This is a genomic window from Streptomyces buecherae (assembly GCF_014295035.1).
Taxonomy (GTDB): domain Bacteria; phylum Actinomycetota; class Actinomycetes; order Streptomycetales; family Streptomycetaceae; genus Streptomyces; species Streptomyces youssoufiensis.
In genome coordinates this window covers 67,717-85,325 of the sequence record NZ_CP060404.1, presented here as the reverse complement: position 1 = coordinate 85,325, position 17,609 = coordinate 67,717, and the positions used below count along the sequence as shown (strand labels likewise).

Genomic DNA, 17,609 nt, shown 5'->3' with positions numbered 1-17,609 from the left:
CCCATGACCCTCACCCCTCCTGACGTCGTCCGCTCCGCCTACGCCCAGCTCGTCGTCACCGACCTGGCCAAGGCCCGCTGGTTCTGGGTCGACATGCTCGGCTTCCACCTCCAGTACCAGGACGAGTCCCTGCTGTGCCTGCGCGGCACCGACGAGCTGACCCACCACTCCCTGGTGCTCCGCAAGGGCGGGACGGCGGCCCTGGACCACCTCTCCTACCGGGTGCGCACCAGCGAGGACGTCGACCGCGCCGAGGCGTACTTCACCGCGCTCGGCCGGCCCGTGCGCCGCGTGCCCAAGGGAGCGGGCACGCCGGGGGTCGGCGACGCCGTGCGCGTCATCGACCCGCTCGGTTTCCCGGTGGAGTTCTTCCACGACATCGAGCGCGCCGAGCGCCTCATCCAGCGCTACGACCTGCGCCGCGGCGCCGAGATAGCGCGCCTGGACCACTTCAACATCTGCACCCCCGACATCCCCGCCGCCTACGCCCACTACGAGGCGCTCGGCTTCGGCTGCTCGGAGACGATCGAGGGCGACGAACACGAGCTGTACGCGGCCTGGATGTACCGCAAGCAGACCGTCCACGACGTGGCCTTCACCGGCGGCGCGGGCCCGCGCCTGCACCACGTGGGCGTGGCCACCCACGAGTCGCACCAGGTGCTGCGCACCGCCGACCTCTTCGGCTCGCTGCGCCAGGAACACCACATCGAGCGGGGCCCGGGCCGGCACGGCGTCTCCAACGCCTTCTACCTCTACCTGCGCGACCCGGACGGCCACCGGGTGGAGATCTACACCTCCGACTACTACACCGGCGACCCGGACCACGAGACCTACCGGTGGAACGTCCACGACGACCGACGCCGGGACTTCTGGGGCAACGCGGTGATCGAGTCCTGGTACAAGGAGGCGTCCCCGGTCCTCGACCTGGACGGCCGCCCGGTGCCCGTCACCGAGTCCGTCCTGGACGAGTCCGCGGTCCAGGTCGGCGCCGACGGCCTCGGGATCGTCGAGCCGGCCAAGCAGGGCGACTGACCCACCACCGGGTGGCCCACCGGGTGACGGCTTCGGCCGTCACCCGGTTTCGTCTGTTCCGCGCCGACCGCACGCTTCCCGCTGGGCCGTGGTCGCAGGCCGCCCACGACGTGGGCCGCCACGCACGAGAGCCGCCGCCGGCGAGGGGTGCCGGCGGCGGCTCTGGCGCGTGCGACGGGGCGTACGCGAGGGGAGATCGGCGTGGGGCGATCAGTGCAGGGCGCCGTGCTGGGCCCCGGCGTCGTCGGCGTGGTGTGCGCCGGCGGGTGGGGCGTCCTGGGACCGGCGCAGGCGGGGGCGCACCGTGGCCCACACCAGCACGCAGGCGAGGGTGGTGGCGACGGCCATGGTGCAGGCCATGGTCAGCTCCGGGCTGCCGCCGAGCGCGACGAGCGGGGCGACGACGGGGCCGACGGCGAAGCTCGACATGCCGAGCAGGGCCGCCGCGGTCCCGGCGCGCTCGCCGTGGCCCGTGAGCGCGAGGGTCGAGCTGTTCGGGCTGATCACCCCGTAGCAGAACAGCACCAGCGCGAGGACGACGAGCAGCAGGCCGAGGCCGAGCCCGAGCACGACCGTGCCGAGCAGGGCCAGGGCGGCGACCGCCGTCGCCGTCGTACCCAGTACGTACATGCGCGCCGGGCCGGCCCGGCGTACGACGGCGCGGTTGGACAGCGACCCGAACACCGCGACGATCGCGTTCATCGCGAAGACGAGACCGAACGCCTGCGGGCTGAGGTGGAAGCCGTCCTGCAGGACGAAGCTGATGGACGCCAGGTAGGTGAAGAACGCCGTACCGGTGCACGCCCCCACCAGCAGGTAGCAGACGAACAGCCGGTCGCGCAGGACCACGCCGAACCGGCGGCCCGTCTCGGCGAACCCGCCCGCGTGCCGCAGCGGGGGTGGCAGGGTCTCGGGCAGCAGCGTGGCCGAGACGACCAGCAGGGCGACGCCCACGCCGGCCAGGACCACGAACAGGCCCCGCCAGTCCAGTACGGCCGCGAGCTGCCCGCCGGCCACCGGCGCCAGGATCGGGGCCAGCGCCCCGACCAGGCCGAGCAGGCTGAGCAGCCGCGCCAGCTCGGCGCCGGAGGCGATGTCCCGGGCCGCGGCGAGCGCGATGACGACGCCCGCCGACCCGGCGACGCCCTGTAGGAACCGCAGGACGAGCAGGGTCTCGATGGTCGGCGCGAACGCGCACAGCAGCGAGAACACCGTGAACAGCGCCACTCCCCACAGCAGGGGCCGCCGCCTGCCGAACCGGTCGCTGAGCGGTCCCGTCACGAGCTGCCCGAGCGCGAGCCCGAGCATGCACACCGACATGGACGCCTGGGCGAGGCTGTCGCTGGTGTGCAGGTCCCTGGCGAGGTGCGGCAGCAGCGGCATGGACAGGTCCATCGACAGCGGCCCGAACACCTCGAGCGAGCCCAGGACGAACGCGGCGCGGCGCGCGCTCATCACCCGCGCGCCGCGCGGTGCGGCCGTCGTCACCGCGACCGGCCGGTACTGCCCAGGACGCGCCGTATCCACGACGCGCGGGTGGCCGCCGCGGCCCGGGACACCTCGGTGTCCGGCGAGAAGCCGGTGAAGCCGTGGTACGCGCCGGCCCACACGTGCAGTTCGGCCTGGCCGCCGGTGGCCCAGACGCGGGTGGCGTACTCGACGGCCTCGTCGCGGAAGACCTCGGCCGCGCCGACCGTGACGAAGGCGGGCGGCAGCCCGGACAGGTCGGCGGCGCGCGCGGGCGCCGCGTAGGGCGAGACGCCCTCGGTGCCCCGGTCCGCGCCCAGCACGGCGTTCCAGGCGGTGTCGTTGTTGTGCCGGTCCCAGATGCCGATGCCGTCGTACTGCCGACTGGAGACCGACTCGTTGCGGTCGTCCAGCATCGGGCAGTCCAGGAGCTGCCCGGCCAGGGCGGGGCCGCCGCGGTCGCGGGCCATCAGCGCGACCGCGGCGCTCAGGCCGCCGCCCGCGCTCGCGCCGCTGACCAGGATGCGGGACGGGTCGACGCCCAGGTCGCGGGCGTGTTCGGCGAACCAGACCAACCCGGCGTAGCAGTCCTCGGCGGCGGCTGGCGCGGGATGCTCGGGCGCGAGCCGGTACTCGACGGTCGCGGCGACGGCGCCGTAGCGCACCACCTCGTCGACCAGGCCCGCCGCGCCGAAGAACCGGTTACCCAGGATCATGCCGCCACCGTGGATGGCGTAGATCCCGGGCGCCCCGCGCACCCCGCCACGGGGCCGCAGGACGGTCAGCTCCACCTCCGGCGCGCCCGCCGGGCCGGCCACGGTGACGTGTTCGAAGTCCACCGGGCTGGCGCCGATCGCCGTCTCCAGCGGCGGCACGATCGTGGCGAAGTGGGCGCGGTTGGCGTGGATGGTGTGGGCCCGCAGCGGGATGCCCTCGATGAGCTCGCGGCACGCGGCCAGGCCCGGCTCCAGATGCGGGTCGTAGGGGACGGGGCGCGGGCGCGGCATGCCGGTCACCACTGCGGGCCCGGGCGCGGGCGCGCGACCTGCCGCGCGCGCACGGGCTGGCTGTCGGCGGGCGCGGCGCCGCCGGCACCCGCGCCGCGGACGCCGGGCCCGCCGCGCGGGTCGGATATGCGGGTCACCGGTCGCTCCTGGTTCGGTCTGCGGGGCGGGGCCGTCATCGGTCAGGGGCCTTCCGGGTCGACGATGCCGCGGTCCACCCAGAACGGCTCGACCAGGGTGCGCAGTTCGGCGGCGCCGACCCGCTCCAGCAGGTCCAGGGCCTCGATGTTCTGCCGTACCTGCGCCAGCTTGGTGGCGCCGACCAGCGTCGTGGCGTTGGCCGGGTGGCTGAGCGTGAACGCGATCGCGAGCTGGGCCGGCGTGGCGCCGAGCTTCTCGGCGAGCTGGGTGACGGCCGGCACGGTCGCCACGATGGCCTCGCGGATCGAGCCGGGGTCGCGGCCGATCTCCCGGTCGGGCGCGGTCCGTCCGGCCAGGATGCCGCCCTCCAGGACGTCCGACGACTGCATGCTCAGGCCGGAGTCGAACAGTGCGGCGAAGGGCTGCCCGTCGGGGATGGACCGGCGCGCGAGGCTGTACTTGAGCTGCGCGATCTGCGGCCCGGGCACGCCGCGCTCGGCGGCGATGCGGCGCAGGGCGTGGATGGCGGACGCCGACCAGTTGTTGACGCCCCAGGCGCGGATCAGCCCGGCGTCGGTGAGCGCCGCGAGGTCGCCGACCAGGTCCTCCAGGGCTACGTCGTCGCGCCGCAGGTCGCCGAGGATCACCAGGTCCGCGTGGTCGAGACCGGTGCGCAGGAACGCGTTCTTCAACTGGGGCGCGAAGCCCCGCGCGTCGAAGCCCTCGATCCACAGCTTCACCGAGGCCAGGTACGCGTCCCGGGGAACCCCGACCGCGCGCATGATGGCGCCCCACAGCACGTCGGTGAAGACGGGGGGCTTGCCGGGCAGGCCGTAGACGCCCACGTCGAACAGGGTGACGCCGCGGTCGAGCGCGTAGCGGACCAGGTCCACCGCGTCGGCGAAGTCCATCCGGTCGAAGGTGTGCCACGAGCCGAGGGAGAGCGCCGACGCCGTGAGTTCGCTGGTGCCGATGGGGTGCCGGGGGAGCTGTGTGGTGGTCACGTGTGGTTCCTCAATCTCTGGGTCTCTCCGGGTATCACCGGACGGCACCGGGTAGCGCCGGTGCCCACGGGGGTGGCCGGCCGGTCAGGGGAGCCGGGGGTCGATGACGGCCTTGATCTCCTCGTGCCGGCTCATCGCGGCGATGCGCGCGGAGGCCGACGAGAGCCCGACGGGCGTGCCGAAGAGGCGGTCCCAGGGCATGCGGTCGGCGAAGGAGGTGAAGAAGCCGATCGCGTCGTGGTAGTCGGCGATGTCGCCGTTGAGCGAGCCGACGATGGTCAGCTCCTTGCCCATCACCGTGCCGAGCGCCAGCGGTTCGGCCGTCGGCCCGGTGGAGCCCACGACGACGACGCGCCCGCGCTGCGCGGCCATCTCCACGGCCTCCCGACCGACCGAGGGGGCGCCGGCGAAGTCCAGTACCAGGTCCGCGCCCTGACCACCGGTCAGCTCCCGCACCCGGGCGACGGTGGCCTCGGACCCGTGGGCGATGTCCACCGTCTCCTGGGCGCCGAAGGCGTGGGCCAGCTCCAGGCGCGCCGGGGGAGCGCCGACGGTGATCACCGTTCCCGCGCCGCTGAGGTGGGCGACCGCGGTCGCGAAGAGGCCGAGCGCCCCCGAGCCCTGCACGACCACGCGCGAGCCCGGGCGTACGCCGCCGACCCGGGAGAAGGCCCGCAGCACGGTCTTCGCCGCGCAGCCGGCCATCGCGGCCCAGGTGTCGGGGATGGCCGCGGGCAGCAGGAGTTTGGCCGCGCCCGGGACCACGTAGGCGTACTCGCACAGACCCGCCGTCGCGTACGGGGGCACGTCCGCGCGTTGCAGAAAGCCGTAGCCGCGGGTGGAACAGGCGACCGGCTCGCGCAGCACCGTACAGCCGTGGCAGGCGCCGCACGTCGACTCGGACCAGCCGATGCGGTCGCCGACGGACAGCTCGCGGCCGAGGGCGTCGCGGGTGCCCTCGCCGACGGCGACGATCTCGCCGACCATCTCGTGGCCGAGCACCATCGGCAGCATGCCGGGAAAGGTCATCTTGCCCGACCAGATCTCGATGTCGGTGCCGCACAGCGTCGTGCACACGATGCGCACCACGGCCGCGCCCGGTTCGGGTTGCGCCGGAAGCGGCAGGTCAGTGAGGTCAAGGCCGGCGCCGTGGGCGCTGAGGACGGCGGCGCGGGTCGAGGAGGGGAAGTCCATCGAAGCTCCTTCGGATCGAGCTAACGGGGGCTCGATGATGCGTTAGTCTACGGACGTTGACTCAAATGTCGAGACCCTGAGAGCAACGAGGAGCACCCGTGCGCACAGCCGACGGCGACGCCCGCAATGCATCGGCCGACCTGATCCTGCGAGGCGGTGCGGTCCACGCCCTGTGCCCGGGAGACGGGGGAGTGACCGCGATCGCGCTGCGCGCCGGACACGTCGCCCGCATCGGCGACGAGCGCGAGGTGATGGCACTCGCCGGCCCCGCGACCCGCGTCGTCGACCTCGCCGGACGCGCCGTCCTCCCGGGCATCAACGACGCCCACCTGCACGCCACTTGGCTCGGCGCCATGTGGCCCGACACGCTCTTCGGCGGCCAGGCGGGACCCGGCCCCGCGCCGCAGCGCCCACTGCTCGACGCCGCCGAGCGCCGCCGCGCGATCCTGCGCGCCGGCGAACTCGTCGCCTCGCTCGGCATCACCAGCTACACCGAACCGGGCCTCGGCCCCGGCGAGGACCACGGCGCGACCGGCGCCTTCGGCACCTCGGTCGCCGAGCAGTACCGCGCGCTCGCCGCCGAGGGACAGCTCAGAGCCAGGGTCACCGCCCTGTGGCTGTTCGGTGAGCTGGACGGGCCCAGCGACCTGGAGAGCTTCCTCGCCGGCCTCGCCGCCACCGACGGCACGACCAACGACCCGCGCTGGCTCCGCTTCGCCGGCGTCAAGATATTCGCCGACGGCATCCCGCCGATGCGCTCCGCCTACACGCACCACTGCTACGCCGACGGCGTCAGCCCCTCCCTCCTGGTGGCCGGCGCCGACGACGCCGAGCGCGAGGCCAACCTGGCCCAGATGATCATCGCCGCGCACCGCGCCGGCCACCAGGTCGGCGTGCACGCCACCGGGGACCGCTCCATCGACGTCACGCTCGACGCGATCGAGCGTGCCCGCGCCGAGCGCGACACCGACCTGGGCCACTACGTCATCCACGGCGACCTGGTCACCCGGCCGCAGTTGCGCCGGATGGCCGCCCTCGGCGTGGGCCTGGACACCCAGCCCGAGATCGCGGTCCGCACCCGCACCCTGGTGGACGCCGCGCTCGGCCCCGGATCGGCGGCAGCGGCGTGGCCCCTACAGGCGGCGCTCGACGAGGGCGTCCCCCTGTGCCTGACCTCCGACGCACCCGTGCTCTCCCCGGACTGGCGCCGCCAGATCGCCGCCGCCGACGAGTGGATGGGACCCGCGCCCGACCCGCGCCGCCGGATGGGCCGCCTGCTGCGCTGCTACACGGTCGAGCCCGCCCGCCAGGACCACGCCCTGGAGTGGAAGGGCACCCTCACCCCCGGGATGGTCGCCGACCTGTGCGTACTCGAAGCCGACCCGCTCGCCGTGACCCCGGCCGAGCTGCCGGACGTCAACGTGGACCTCACCGTGGTGGACGGCGAGATCGTCTACGACCGCGCCGCGCGCGTCGCGGTCCCGGAGACGGCCTGACGCCACCGAGCCCGCCCGGTCCGCCGAAGCGCACCGGGCGAGGCCGACCGGCCACGAGCGCGGGCCAACGGGAGCGACCCGGCTCGCCGCCTACCGCGTACGGCCAGGCCCCGCCGGCGCACGCCCCCGGCCTGGGCCCACCTACCCCGCCGCCACCGTCACCGGCCGACGCCGCAACGCCCAGGCCGCGCTGAGCGCCGCGCACGGGGCCGCGACCAGCACGCACGCGCCCGTGACCAGGGCGACGGGGCGCCACGGCACGATCAGCGGCGCGTCCACCGCGAGCATCGCCAAGCCGGCGTGCATCGTGCCGAGTTGGATGCCGGCCACCGCGCAGCCCAGTACCGCGCCGACCACCACCACCAGCACCGACTCGGCGGTCACCAGACGGATCACCTGCGCCCGGGTGGCGCCGGCCAGCCGCAGCAGGGCCAGTTCGCGGCGCCGGTCGGCGGTCGCCATGGCCAGGGTGTTGACGAGCGCGATCCCGGTGTACACCAGGGCGAGGCCCAGCACCAGGACGGTGCGCAGCCAGGCCACGCGGCTGGCGGCGGGGGAGGTGGCCGCCAACCACTCCTCGCGGGTGTCGACGCTCGCGTCGAACCGGGCAGCCGCGGCCTCCAGCCGCCGCACCGTGGCGGCGTCGGCCGCGCCGGTCAGCCTGATCTCGACGCGGTCGACGCGGGCGCCCGGGCCGTTGGGCGGCGTGACGTACAGGCCGTTGTCGCCCAGGCCGTCGCGCAGCACGGCGGCCACCCGCAGTGTCACCCGGCTGCCGTCCGCGCGGATCACCGGCACCGGGTCCCCGACGGTGGTGCGCCCCCACTCCTCGGGCAACACGATGCCGCCATCGTCCAGCGCCGACACCGCCCCCGCGCGCACCGGCAGCCTGGCCAGCGCCGCCAGAGCGGCCGGCTCGGCGGTCCTGGCCTCGGAGTCCACCACCGTGCCGTCCGGCTCGACCAGCGACAGCGGGGTCGGCGCCGTCGCCGAGACGGTGACCCCCGGCACCGCGCGCAGCGCGTCGACCAGCGCGTCGGGGGAGGCGGTGCGCGGCACGGCGACGAAGTCGGCGGCGGTCCGGGAACGAGCCTCGACGGTACGGGCCGCGCTCACCGTCTCCAGCGCCCCGGCCAGCGACCCCGACAGCGCCACCGCCACCAGCACGGGCGCGGCCACGGCGCCCGTGCGGCGCACCGCGGCCGACGCGTTCGCCCGCACCAGGCGCCCGGCGTACGCGGTGTGCCGGGCCGGCCACCAGGTCAGGGCGCGCAGCAGGGGCCGCGCCAGGACGGGCGCGAGCAGCCCGCAGGCGGAGATCAGCACCATCGGGCGCACGGTGTACGTCTTGCGGCGCAGCAGTTCGGCGGGGTCGGTGCACAGGGCCGCGCCGACCAGGACGGCCGCGGCGGTGAGCAACCCCAGGCCCCACAGCCAACGACCGGCGGTCATCACCCCGGTGTCCACCTCGGCATCGCGCAGCGCGTCCAGCGGCCCCAGCCGCCCCGCGCGCCGGGCAGCCACCGCCACCCCGCCCAGGGCCACCAACAGGCCGGTCCAGAAGGCCGCGTACAGGGGCCAGTGCTGCGACCCGAGCGCGAGGTCACGCGGCGCCATGTCGACCTCGCCGAGCCAGCGCACCATCGAGGGCGCCGCGAGCCGGCCGAGCACGCACCCCACGGCCGAGGCCGCGACGCCCAGGATCAGGGCCTCAGCCAGGACGGCCCGGCGCACCTGCGCCCGGGTGGCGCCGGCCAGGCGCAGCAGGCCCAGTTCACGCCGGCGCTGCGCCACCGCGTACGAGAAGGTGGAGGCGACGACGAACGCCGACACGAAGGCGCTCACCCCGCCCGCCGTGCCGAGCGCCGCCACCAGCGACACCACGGCCTCCCCGCCGGGCAACGCCAGGGCGGTGGCCAGCCCGAGCAGCATCACCGTCATCATCGCGACGCCGAGCGCCAGGGCCGTGAACGCCCCGATGAGACCGACCCAGCGGGCCCGTAGGGACTTCCAAGCAATCGGCAACATCCTCATGGCACAAGCCAACCGGCCCGGGCGGTCCCGATCAGTGGGGCACGGGTCACCGTGCGGGGTAGGGCCCGCCCTACCCCGCACGGCGGCAACGGCGCCTAGGGTGGGTCGGCTGGCTGGCTCGGTGGCTGGGTCGGGTTGGGTTGGACGAGCGGGGCGAGGGGTTGGGCGCATGGGGGAGGGCGGCGTGTGGCGGGCGATGCTGCGCCCGGAATTCGCGTGTTCGGCGCTGCCATGGCGGGCGGCCGGCTACCTGCTGGTGACCGGGGCGACGGGGGCCCTGCTGTGCGCGGGGTTGCTGGTGGCGGTGGTGGTCTTCGGGGCACTGGCCGTGGTGCTCGTGGGGTTGCCGCTGCTGGCGGCGTTGGGGCTGGTGGGAGTGGCGTACGCGCCCTGGGAGCGCGGCCTGCTGCGGCTGCTCGACGGCACGCGGGTGGCCGACCCGCACCAGGTGCCGGTCCGCCCGGGCCTGCCCGCCTGGCTGCGGCTGCGCTACCGGGAGCAGGCGACCTGGCGGGAGCTGGGCTTCACCGTGCTGGCCGCCTTCCTGCTGTGGCCGGTGGACCTGATCGTGGTGGGTGGCGCGCTGGTGGTACCGGCCTATCTGTTGGGCGCGCTGCCGCTGCTGCTGGCCGATGGCGAGCAGGTCAACGTCCTCAAGGTGTGGGTGGTCCACTCGCCGGTCGTGGCCGGCGCGCTGGGGGTCGCGGGCCTCGCGGCGGCGGCGCTGTGCGCGTACCCGCTGACCGCGGTGGCGGCCGGCCGCGCCGCGCTGGCCAGGCTGTTGCTGTCGCCGACCGGCCAGGAGGTACGGATCGGCGAACTGGTCAGCTCCCGGGCCCGCCTCGTGGACGCCTTCGAGGCCGAGCGGCGCCGGATCGAGCGCGATCTGCACGACGGCGCCCAGCAGCGCCTGGTGGCCCTGTCGATGGCGCTGGGGCTGGCCCGCCTGGACGCCCCCGCCGGCAGCGCGCTCGCCACTCGACTGGCCGCCGCGCAGCGCGAGGCGGGGGCGGCCCTCGCCGAGCTGCGTGAGCTGATCCACGGCATCCACCCCCAGGTGCTCACCGACCGTGGCCTGCCGGACGCCTGCGCGGACGCCGCCGACCGCTCGCCCGTGCCCGTCGAGGTCCGCCTCGACCTGCCGGGACGGTTCGCGCCCGCGGTCGAGTCGGCCGGCTACTTCGCCGTCTGCGAGGCATTGGCCAACATCGCCCGGCACAGCGGCGCCGGGGCCGCCCGGATCGAGGGACGCTACGCTGACGGGCTGTTGACCATCGACGTGTGGGACGACGGGGGCGGCGGCGCCGATCCGGCGGGCGGCACCGGCCTGACCGGGCTGGCCGACCGGGTCTCGGTGGTGGACGGCGCACTGACGCTGGACAGCCCGCCCGGCGGCCCGACCCTGTTGCGCGTGGAGATCCCTTGCACCCCGCTGAGCCCGACCCCACCGAGCCCGACCCGCTGCGCATAGTCCTGGCCGAGGACAGCGTGCTGCTGCGCGAGGGGCTGATCGGCCTGCTCGCCCGCTTCGGCCACCAGGTGGTGGCCGCGGTGGGGGACGCCGAGGCGTTGCACGCCGCCGTCGCCGAGCACGTACCGGACATCGTCATCACCGACGTGCGGATGCCCCCGGGCCAGACCGACGAGGGGCTGCGGGCCGCCGTCGCGCTGCGCGAGCGGCGCCCCGGCCTGCCGGTGCTGGTCCTCAGCCAGTACGTGCAGCGCTCCTACGCCGCGGACATGCTGGACTCCGGCGACGGCTCGGGCGTCGGCTACCTGCTCAAGGACCGGATCGGCCAGGTCGACGACTTCGTGGCGGCGGTCGGCGCCGTGGCGGCAGGCGGCACGGTGGTCGACCCGGAGGTGGTGCGCCAGTTGCTGCGCCGCCGCCGGGACCCGCTGGAGCGGCTGACCCCGCGCGAGCGCGAGGTGTTGGCGCTGATGGCCGAGGGGCGGTCCAACGCGGCGATCTGTCGCGCGCTGGTGGTCTCGGACGCCGCGGTGGGCAAGCACGTCGGCAACATCCTGATGAAGCTGGACCTGCCACCGGCCGAGGAGACCCACCGCAGGGTGATGGCGGTCCTTGAGTTCCTGCGCGCCTGAGCCCACCCGCCACCGGGCCGGGGCGGGTCGGCGGGCCACAAGGACCGGCCGCACGCGGAGCAGGGTCCCGGCCCAGTACGTGCGGCCGGGACCCCTCCGGTCAGTCGCCCGGGCGATCCGCCCGAGCCCCCGCCGTCACACCCTGCACGGCGCGCCCCCCCCGTGCCGGCCCGGCGCACGCCGCGCACCGCGCCCACGCACGCCACGGGAGACGAGCCCGTGGCAGGTGCGCTCAGGCCAGCGGCACCGGCACCGGCGCTGTCGACGCCGTGGGCGCGAGGGTTAGCAGGCCCGCCACGAGGAGATCCTGTCGTTGGCCGTCGGGCCGATGTTGCCACGGGACTCCCCGGGGCTCACGATGGCTAACACGGAGCCGCCGTAGTTGGAGTGGTCGTAGAAGCACACCCGCGAACCAGTGCGGTTCCACAGGGCGGTGGTCAGGTCGTTCATGTGGTCGCCCACGTTCGACCGGGAGGTGCCGGGCACGAACAGGAAGCGCCCTTCGTAGTTGCTGTCACCCCACACGCACACGTAACCGCCGGGGCAGTCGTTGGGGTTGGCGCTGGCCTGGGTGGCGCCGGCGAGGACGGTGGTAGCGGCCATGCAGGTCGCCGCTACGGCGCCGGCGATGAGGGACTTCTTCATGGCGTCATGCCTTTCTCTCGTCGAGTCGTCGCGCGTCGGAATATCGCGCGCCATGTTCCGTGCGTCGCTTTCCGCGCGTCGCACCCGCACGCCGAATACGTGAGTCGCATACGTGTGTCGAGGTCACGCGCCGCATGCGCGGGTGGAATCCGCGTCTGGAATCCGTGCGTTCGACGTCGCGTGTTCCGTCGTGCCTGTCGGCGTGGGTGTCGAGCGTGGAACGAGTGGTTCGGCGATGACCGGCGGGGCGGCGGGGCCGCCCCGTGCCTGTCGCGCCGTGGTCGCGAGTCCGCAACCGCGCCATGGCCGCACCGTGACCGTTTCGGATGCCCGCCAAGGGCTCCCGGGAGTCCGTGTGCTGTGGCTGGCCATGGCCGTACGTTTCCGGACTTCGGCCACGAATTCCGTTTCCGAGGTACGTGCGCAAGCTTGGCACACTGGTTCGGACTATCGACGTGCCAACTCCGACTTATCCGTCAAATCACCTTGGAGCACGCCCGTTGCCGCTTTCTGGCGGCCCGAGCGATGCGGTTTTGGCGCCCCGCGTGTGCAGGTGGGAAGAGTGCGACGAGCCTGGAGCGAGAGGCTCCGTGTCCGAGTGGGAGCGGAACGTGCCCGAGCGGGCCCGAGTGACGGGGGGCGGCGTGGGGCCAGTGCCCGGAGACGGAAGCCCGGGAGGGGAGTCCAACCGCCCGATTCCCAGGCCGAGTTCTCCTCGGCGGGCGCCCGGCCCGGGCCGGCGGACCCGCCGCGTACCGCTCGGCCTCCTCGCCGGGGCCGGGGGTGACGTGGGCCCGCTGGGCGCGCCGCCCTTCCGTACGCGGGCGGCGCGCCGAAGTGGCTAGGTCAGCAGTTGGCCGCCGTCCACCGGCAGGCTGGTCCCGGTGATGTGCGCCGCCGCGTCGCTGGCGAGGAAGACGGTCGCCGCGGCGACGTCGTCCACGGCGGCGAGCTTGCGCAGCGGGATGCGCCCCTCCCACGCCTGTCGTTGCGGCGATCCCTCGGGCATGCCGGCCGCCAGCATCTCGGTGAGGACGGGGCCGGGCGCGACGGCGTTGACGCGTATGCCGTGCTCGGCCAGTTCGATCGCGGCCCAACGGGTGACCGCGTCCACGGCCGCCTTGCTGCTCTCGTAACCGCCCATGCCCGGCGTGGGTTGCCTGCCGCCGATCGAGGAGATGTTGACGATCGTGCCGGCGACGCGGGCCGCGACCATGCGGCGTGCGACGTGCTGGGTCATCAGGAAGGTGCCCACCACGTTGGTGCGCAGGATGGTGTCGAGATCGCTGCCGGGCAACTCCATGAGCGTGCCGTGCGTCGTGAGCAGGCCCGCGTTGTTCACCAGCACCTCGACGGGGCCCAACTCGGCCTGTAGGGCGTCGAGTTCTCGCTGGATCGACGCCTCGTCGGTGATGTCGAGAACCCGGCCGTGGACGCCCAGGGCCTGCGCTGTCCCCGTGACGCGCTCGGCGTCCCGGTCGGCGATCACCACGGTCTCGCCCGCGGTGGCGAAGGCCCGGGCCACCGCCTGGCCGATCCCTCCGGCTCCGCCGGTGACGAGGACGGTGCGTGTGCGCTTCATTGTCACTCCCCTCCGCCGGGACCCCTGTCGCGGCGTGGGCCGTATAGTATACAAGTGTAGACGAAAAAGCCGAGGCTTCCGGGAGGAGCTTTGAGCACTACGCAGTCCGTGCCCCGCCGTCGGTTGGGGCCTGGTGGCCCCGACGTACCGGTGCTGGCACTGGGGTCCTGGAACACCTGGGACCGAATGGAATTCGATGACGCGGTGTCGCTGATCGCCCGGGCCGCGGAGCTCGACTGCGCCTTCTTCGACGTCGCGCACTACAACATGGGACCGCACGCGGAGAACGCCCGCACCGACCTGATCTTCGGCCGCGCCGTGCGGGAGGCCGGTCTCGCCCGCTCCGACTGGCAGTTCTGCGGCAAGCTCTGGCTCTGGGACTACCCGGGCACCGGGTTCACCCAGCAGATGGAGACGTCCCTGGAGCGGGTGGGCGTCGACCGGGCCGACATGGTGGTCGTGGGCGACTACCTCGGCGACCTGGACGTCGAGCGTGTCGTCACCGACGTCGCCGAGCAGATCGAGGCCGGCCGGTTCGCCACCTGGGGTGTGAACAACTGGCGGTACGCGGACCTGCGCGCGGCGCTCGACATCGCCCGCGAGCGGGGCCTGGTACCGCCCTCGTTCGCGCAGCTCAAGTACGGCCTGGCGCGCAGGTCCATGGCCGAGGGCCGCTACTACGCGCCCCTGTTCGACTCCGGGGAGCTGGCCCTCCAGGCATCCGACGTCTTCGAGGGCGGCCTGCTGGTCGGCAACCTCCGCCCGAACCGCAAGATCGGCGCCGACGTCGGCGGCATCCGCGAGCGCATCGCCGCCTCGTACGACCAGGTGCGCCGCGTCGCCGAGGAGTTCGGCGCGTCCCCCGCCCAGTTGGGCATCGCCTTCTGCCTGGCCAACCCCGGCACCGCGAACGTGCTGGTCGGCGTGAGCCGGCGGGCGCAGTGGGAGGACAACGTCGGCGCCATCGCCCTGCTCGACCGGGTGGGAGCGGCGGCGCTGCGCGAGGCGGTGGCGGACCTGTGGCTCGATCGCGACGTGGCCGCGGACGGCACCTGGTGAGGCACGGCGCCGCCCGCGGGCGGGCGCGCACCCGTTCGACAGTCGTAGGACAACCCTTCAGGAGGACACCATGACCGCACCCAGTACGCACGCCTCGCCCGACCGCATCGTGGACATCGCCACCGGTTACATGGGCGCCAAGCAACTCTTCGCCGCCGCGCGCGTCGGACTCTTCCGGGCCCTGGCCGAGGGCGAGCGCGACGTGGCCGAACTGGCCTCGTCGACCGGTGTCAGCGAGCGCATGGCGCGGATACTCGCCGACGCCATGAACGGGCTGGGGCTGCTCGAGCGCCGGGCGGGCCGCTACTCCCTGGCGCCGGACGCCGCCGCCCATCTGACCGGCGAGGGCGACCTCGACCTGCATCCCTTCCTCGCCTTCCTGAACGAGATCAGCTACGGCCACTGGCTCCAGTTCGATGCCACCGTCGACACGACCAAGCCCGGCGAGTTGGCGATGGACGAGGAGCGCTGGAAGTCGTTCATGGCGGGGGTCATGCGCTACAACGCGCTGCACGCCGCCATGCTCGCCAGGTCCTTCGACTTCGGCCCCTACCGCGACCTGCTCGACCTCGGCGGGCTCTCCCCGGCCTTCGCCATCGGCGCCCTCCAGGCCAACCCGGAGCTGTCGGCGCGCTTCGTCTTCGACCCGCAGTCATCGGAGGCCATCGCCGAGGCGCTGGCGGCGGCGGGCCTGACCGACCGGGCCCGGATCGATCCCGCGGCCACCGCCGAGGCCGACCCGGGCGGGGAGCACGACCTGGTCATGGTCAACCACGTGATCCACCGCTTCACCGCCGAGCAGAACCGCGCCATCCTGGCCAACGCCCGGGCCGCCGCGCGCGCCGGCGCCACCCTGCTGCTGCTCGACTTCCTGCTGGACGACGACGACCGCCAGCGCCCGATCGACGCGCTGCACGCGGGGGAGTACCTGGTCATCGACGGTACGGTCGTCTACCCGGAGTCCGAGGTGACGGCCTGGCTCACGGCGGCCGGCTGGCGTCAGCGCGAGGTGCTGGCCCTGCCCGGAAGCCCGCGCGTCATCGTCGCCGAGGCCGTCTGACCGGCCCCAATCCACCCCTCGCGGCACCTGGCTGAACAACGGCCCCGCCCCTGCCAAATTGGCTGTGGCGGGGCCATTGCCTTTTTTGCCGACGACCGTAGACTAACGGCCACGACACGTGAGATGGCGGGCAGGGGAACTCCTTCAGGCACCCGCCCCCGTCTTTGGGCCGAGCGTTGCGACGGCCAAGAGGACCTGCGGTTTCCTCTCCCGGCTCGATCTGGCATCAGCGCCCCTCTTACTTGAGAGAAGATTCCATGCAGAGGATCTGGAGAGCCACACTTGTCGCGGTCGTCGCCCTCGCGCTGGCCGCCTGTACGAACGCCGGAGCCAGCTCCGGCGACGGACCCGTCGAGAAGATCAGGATCGGCACCCTCCTCGACGTCACCTCCTGGGACCCGGCACAGGCCGACATCGGCTTCGACGGCCCCTACCTGTCAGCCGTCTACGACCCGCTGGTCGCCCTGGACGAGAAGTCCCAGCCCATCCCGGCACTCGCCACCTCCTGGACGTACTCCCCGGACCGCCTGACGCTCACCATGCGGCTACGCTCCGGAGTCACCTTCACCGACGGCAAGTCCTTCGACGCCGCCGCCGCGGTGGCCAACCTCAACCACCTCAAGGCCGGCGTCCGCTCCGGCCAGACCTACGCCAACGTCGCCGACGTACGCCGGGTCGACGCGCACACCATCGCCCTTCGCCTGAAGAAGAAGGACGACGCCCTGCTGTACAACATGGGCCTGGGACGCAGTTGGATGGCGTCCCCGGCCGCGATCAAGGCCAAGTCGCTCGTCGCCCGGCCCGTCGGATCGGGCCCGTACACCTACGACCAGGGTGACTCGACCCCCGGATCGCAGTACGCCTTCACCCGCAAGCCGCAACACTGGGACCGCCGCACCTACCCGTTCGAGTCCGTGCGCGTCCTGCCGATCGCCGACCCGACCGCGAGCTTCAACGCCATGCTCTCGGGACAACTGGACGTCGCCTACGCCAACGCCGCGGACACCCCGCACGCCAAGCGCAACGGCTGGAACATCGCGTCCAAGGTCGCCACCTGGGTGGGCATCCAGTTCACCGACCGCACGGGCGGACAACTCAAGCCGCTGGGTGACGTACGGGTGCGGCGCGCCATCAACCACGCCTTCGACGGCGCGGCCATCCTCAAGTCGGTGGGCCAGGGCGCGGGGGTGGCCACCAACCAGGTCTTCCCCGCCGGCGACCCGGCCTACGACGCCTCGCTCAACGACCGGTACGCCTTCGACCTGGAGAAGGCCAAGCAACTCATGGCCGAAGCGGGTTACGCCGACGGGTTCCGTGTCACCATGCCGATGTCATCGATCTTCCAACCCTGGCAGCCCGCCGTCCAGCAGATCCTCGGCCAGATCGGCATCAAGGTGACCTGGAAGAACCTGTCGCCCGCCGACTACCAGAAGAACGCCGCGACCTACCCGATGTTCGTCGCGGTCGTGGCCCTGGACTCCAACGCCGCGGCGTCGGTGGACGGCCGGATCGCCTCCCAGCAGTGGTTCAACCCCAACCCCTCGACCGAGGCGTTCCCCGAGCTTCACGGACTGCTCGGCAAGATCGGCGCCACGACCGGCAAGGAGCAACTCGCGGTGATCCGCCGGCTCAACGCGGAAGTTACCGATCAGGCATGGCAGGACGTCTGGTACCAGGCGGACAACACCTACTTCAGCAAGAAGGGCATCACGGTGACCCCCATCACCGGGATGATGTTCCCGACCCTGCGGTTCCTCCAGCGCGGCTAGTTCCCGTTCCGGCGGCGGA

At 73.5% G+C, this 17,609-nt stretch carries 15 protein-coding genes; 7 read left to right on the top strand and 8 right to left on the bottom strand.

The features are described from left to right. The first annotated feature begins 3 nt into the window (after positions 1–3). On the top strand, positions 4–1,032 hold the full coding sequence (gene hpaD / locus H7H31_RS00360) for a 3,4-dihydroxyphenylacetate 2,3-dioxygenase (RefSeq protein ID WP_187061838.1): 1,029 nt from the start codon (positions 4–6) through the stop codon (positions 1,030–1,032). Positions 1,033–1,242: 210 nt separating this feature from the next. Here the strand turns inward: hpaD and H7H31_RS00355 are convergent, their stop codons facing one another. The 5 genes from H7H31_RS00355 to H7H31_RS00340 all read right to left on the bottom strand — a co-directional run bounded on the left by H7H31_RS00355 (position 1,243) and on the right by H7H31_RS00340 (position 5,842). After that, positions 1,243–2,520 carry a multidrug effflux MFS transporter gene (locus H7H31_RS00355; RefSeq protein WP_232109615.1) on the bottom strand — a complete coding sequence of 426 codons (1,278 nt, stop codon included), beginning with the start codon at positions 2,518–2,520 and terminating at the stop codon, positions 1,243–1,245. After that, positions 2,517–3,506 carry an alpha/beta hydrolase gene (locus H7H31_RS00350; protein WP_187061837.1) on the bottom strand — a complete coding sequence of 330 codons (990 nt, stop codon included), beginning with the start codon at positions 3,504–3,506 and terminating at the stop codon, positions 2,517–2,519. The genes H7H31_RS00355 and H7H31_RS00350 overlap by 4 nt, the downstream gene beginning before the upstream one ends. A 5-nt stretch (positions 3,507–3,511) precedes the next feature. Continuing rightward, entirely contained in the window at positions 3,512–3,643 is a 132-nt protein-coding gene (locus H7H31_RS34510; protein ID WP_261905772.1) for a hypothetical protein, read from the bottom strand. Between the two features lie 42 nt (positions 3,644–3,685). After that, positions 3,686–4,648 carry an aldo/keto reductase gene (locus tag H7H31_RS00345; RefSeq protein ID WP_187061836.1) on the bottom strand — a complete coding sequence of 321 codons (963 nt, stop codon included), beginning with the start codon at positions 4,646–4,648 and terminating at the stop codon, positions 3,686–3,688. Between the two features lie 84 nt (positions 4,649–4,732). After that, positions 4,733–5,842, bottom strand: coding sequence for a zinc-binding dehydrogenase (locus H7H31_RS00340; protein ID WP_187061835.1), 1,110 nt, complete (start codon positions 5,840–5,842; stop codon positions 4,733–4,735). Between the two features lie 98 nt (positions 5,843–5,940). Between H7H31_RS00340 and H7H31_RS00335 the strand changes: the two genes are divergently transcribed. Beyond that, complete coding sequence (locus H7H31_RS00335; RefSeq protein ID WP_187061834.1) at positions 5,941–7,338, top strand: amidohydrolase; 1,398 nt, start codon at positions 5,941–5,943, stop codon at positions 7,336–7,338. Between the two features lie 141 nt (positions 7,339–7,479). Here H7H31_RS00335 and H7H31_RS00330 read toward each other — a convergent pair whose 3' ends face one another. Then, complete coding sequence (locus H7H31_RS00330; RefSeq protein WP_187117703.1) at positions 7,480–9,372, bottom strand: ABC transporter permease; 1,893 nt, start codon at positions 9,370–9,372, stop codon at positions 7,480–7,482. 169 nt (positions 9,373–9,541) lie between these two features. Here H7H31_RS00330 and H7H31_RS00325 point away from each other — a divergent pair, with 169 nt between their 5' ends. Both H7H31_RS00325 and H7H31_RS00320 read left to right on the top strand, forming a co-directional pair. Further along, on the top strand, positions 9,542–10,843 hold the full coding sequence (locus H7H31_RS00325) for a sensor histidine kinase (protein WP_232109614.1): 1,302 nt from the start codon (positions 9,542–9,544) through the stop codon (positions 10,841–10,843). Beyond that, positions 10,795–11,475 carry a response regulator gene (locus H7H31_RS00320; RefSeq protein ID WP_187062751.1) on the top strand — a complete coding sequence of 227 codons (681 nt, stop codon included), beginning with the start codon at positions 10,795–10,797 and terminating at the stop codon, positions 11,473–11,475. The genes H7H31_RS00325 and H7H31_RS00320 overlap by 49 nt, the downstream gene beginning before the upstream one ends. Positions 11,476–11,757: 282 nt before the next feature. Here the strand turns inward: H7H31_RS00320 and H7H31_RS00315 are convergent, their stop codons facing one another. Beyond that, entirely contained in the window at positions 11,758–12,120 is a 363-nt protein-coding gene (locus tag H7H31_RS00315; protein ID WP_187062750.1) for a peptidase inhibitor family I36 protein, read from the bottom strand. Between the two features lie 841 nt (positions 12,121–12,961). Next, positions 12,962–13,702, bottom strand: a complete 741-nt coding sequence (locus H7H31_RS00310; RefSeq protein ID WP_187062749.1) for an SDR family NAD(P)-dependent oxidoreductase — start codon at positions 13,700–13,702, stop codon at positions 12,962–12,964. 108 nt (positions 13,703–13,810) lie between these two features. Between H7H31_RS00310 and H7H31_RS00305 the strand changes: the two genes are divergently transcribed. From H7H31_RS00305 to H7H31_RS00295, 3 genes are all read left to right on the top strand, one after another. Then, positions 13,811–14,761, top strand: coding sequence for an aldo/keto reductase (locus H7H31_RS00305; RefSeq protein ID WP_315971641.1), 951 nt, complete (start codon positions 13,811–13,813; stop codon positions 14,759–14,761). Positions 14,762–14,831: 70 nt separating this feature from the next. Then, positions 14,832–15,821, top strand: a complete 990-nt coding sequence (locus H7H31_RS00300) for a methyltransferase (protein ID WP_187062748.1) — start codon at positions 14,832–14,834, stop codon at positions 15,819–15,821. Between the two features lie 257 nt (positions 15,822–16,078). Beyond that, complete coding sequence (locus tag H7H31_RS00295; protein ID WP_187062747.1) at positions 16,079–17,590, top strand: ABC transporter substrate-binding protein; 1,512 nt, start codon at positions 16,079–16,081, stop codon at positions 17,588–17,590. Positions 17,591–17,609: the final 19 nt, after the last annotated feature.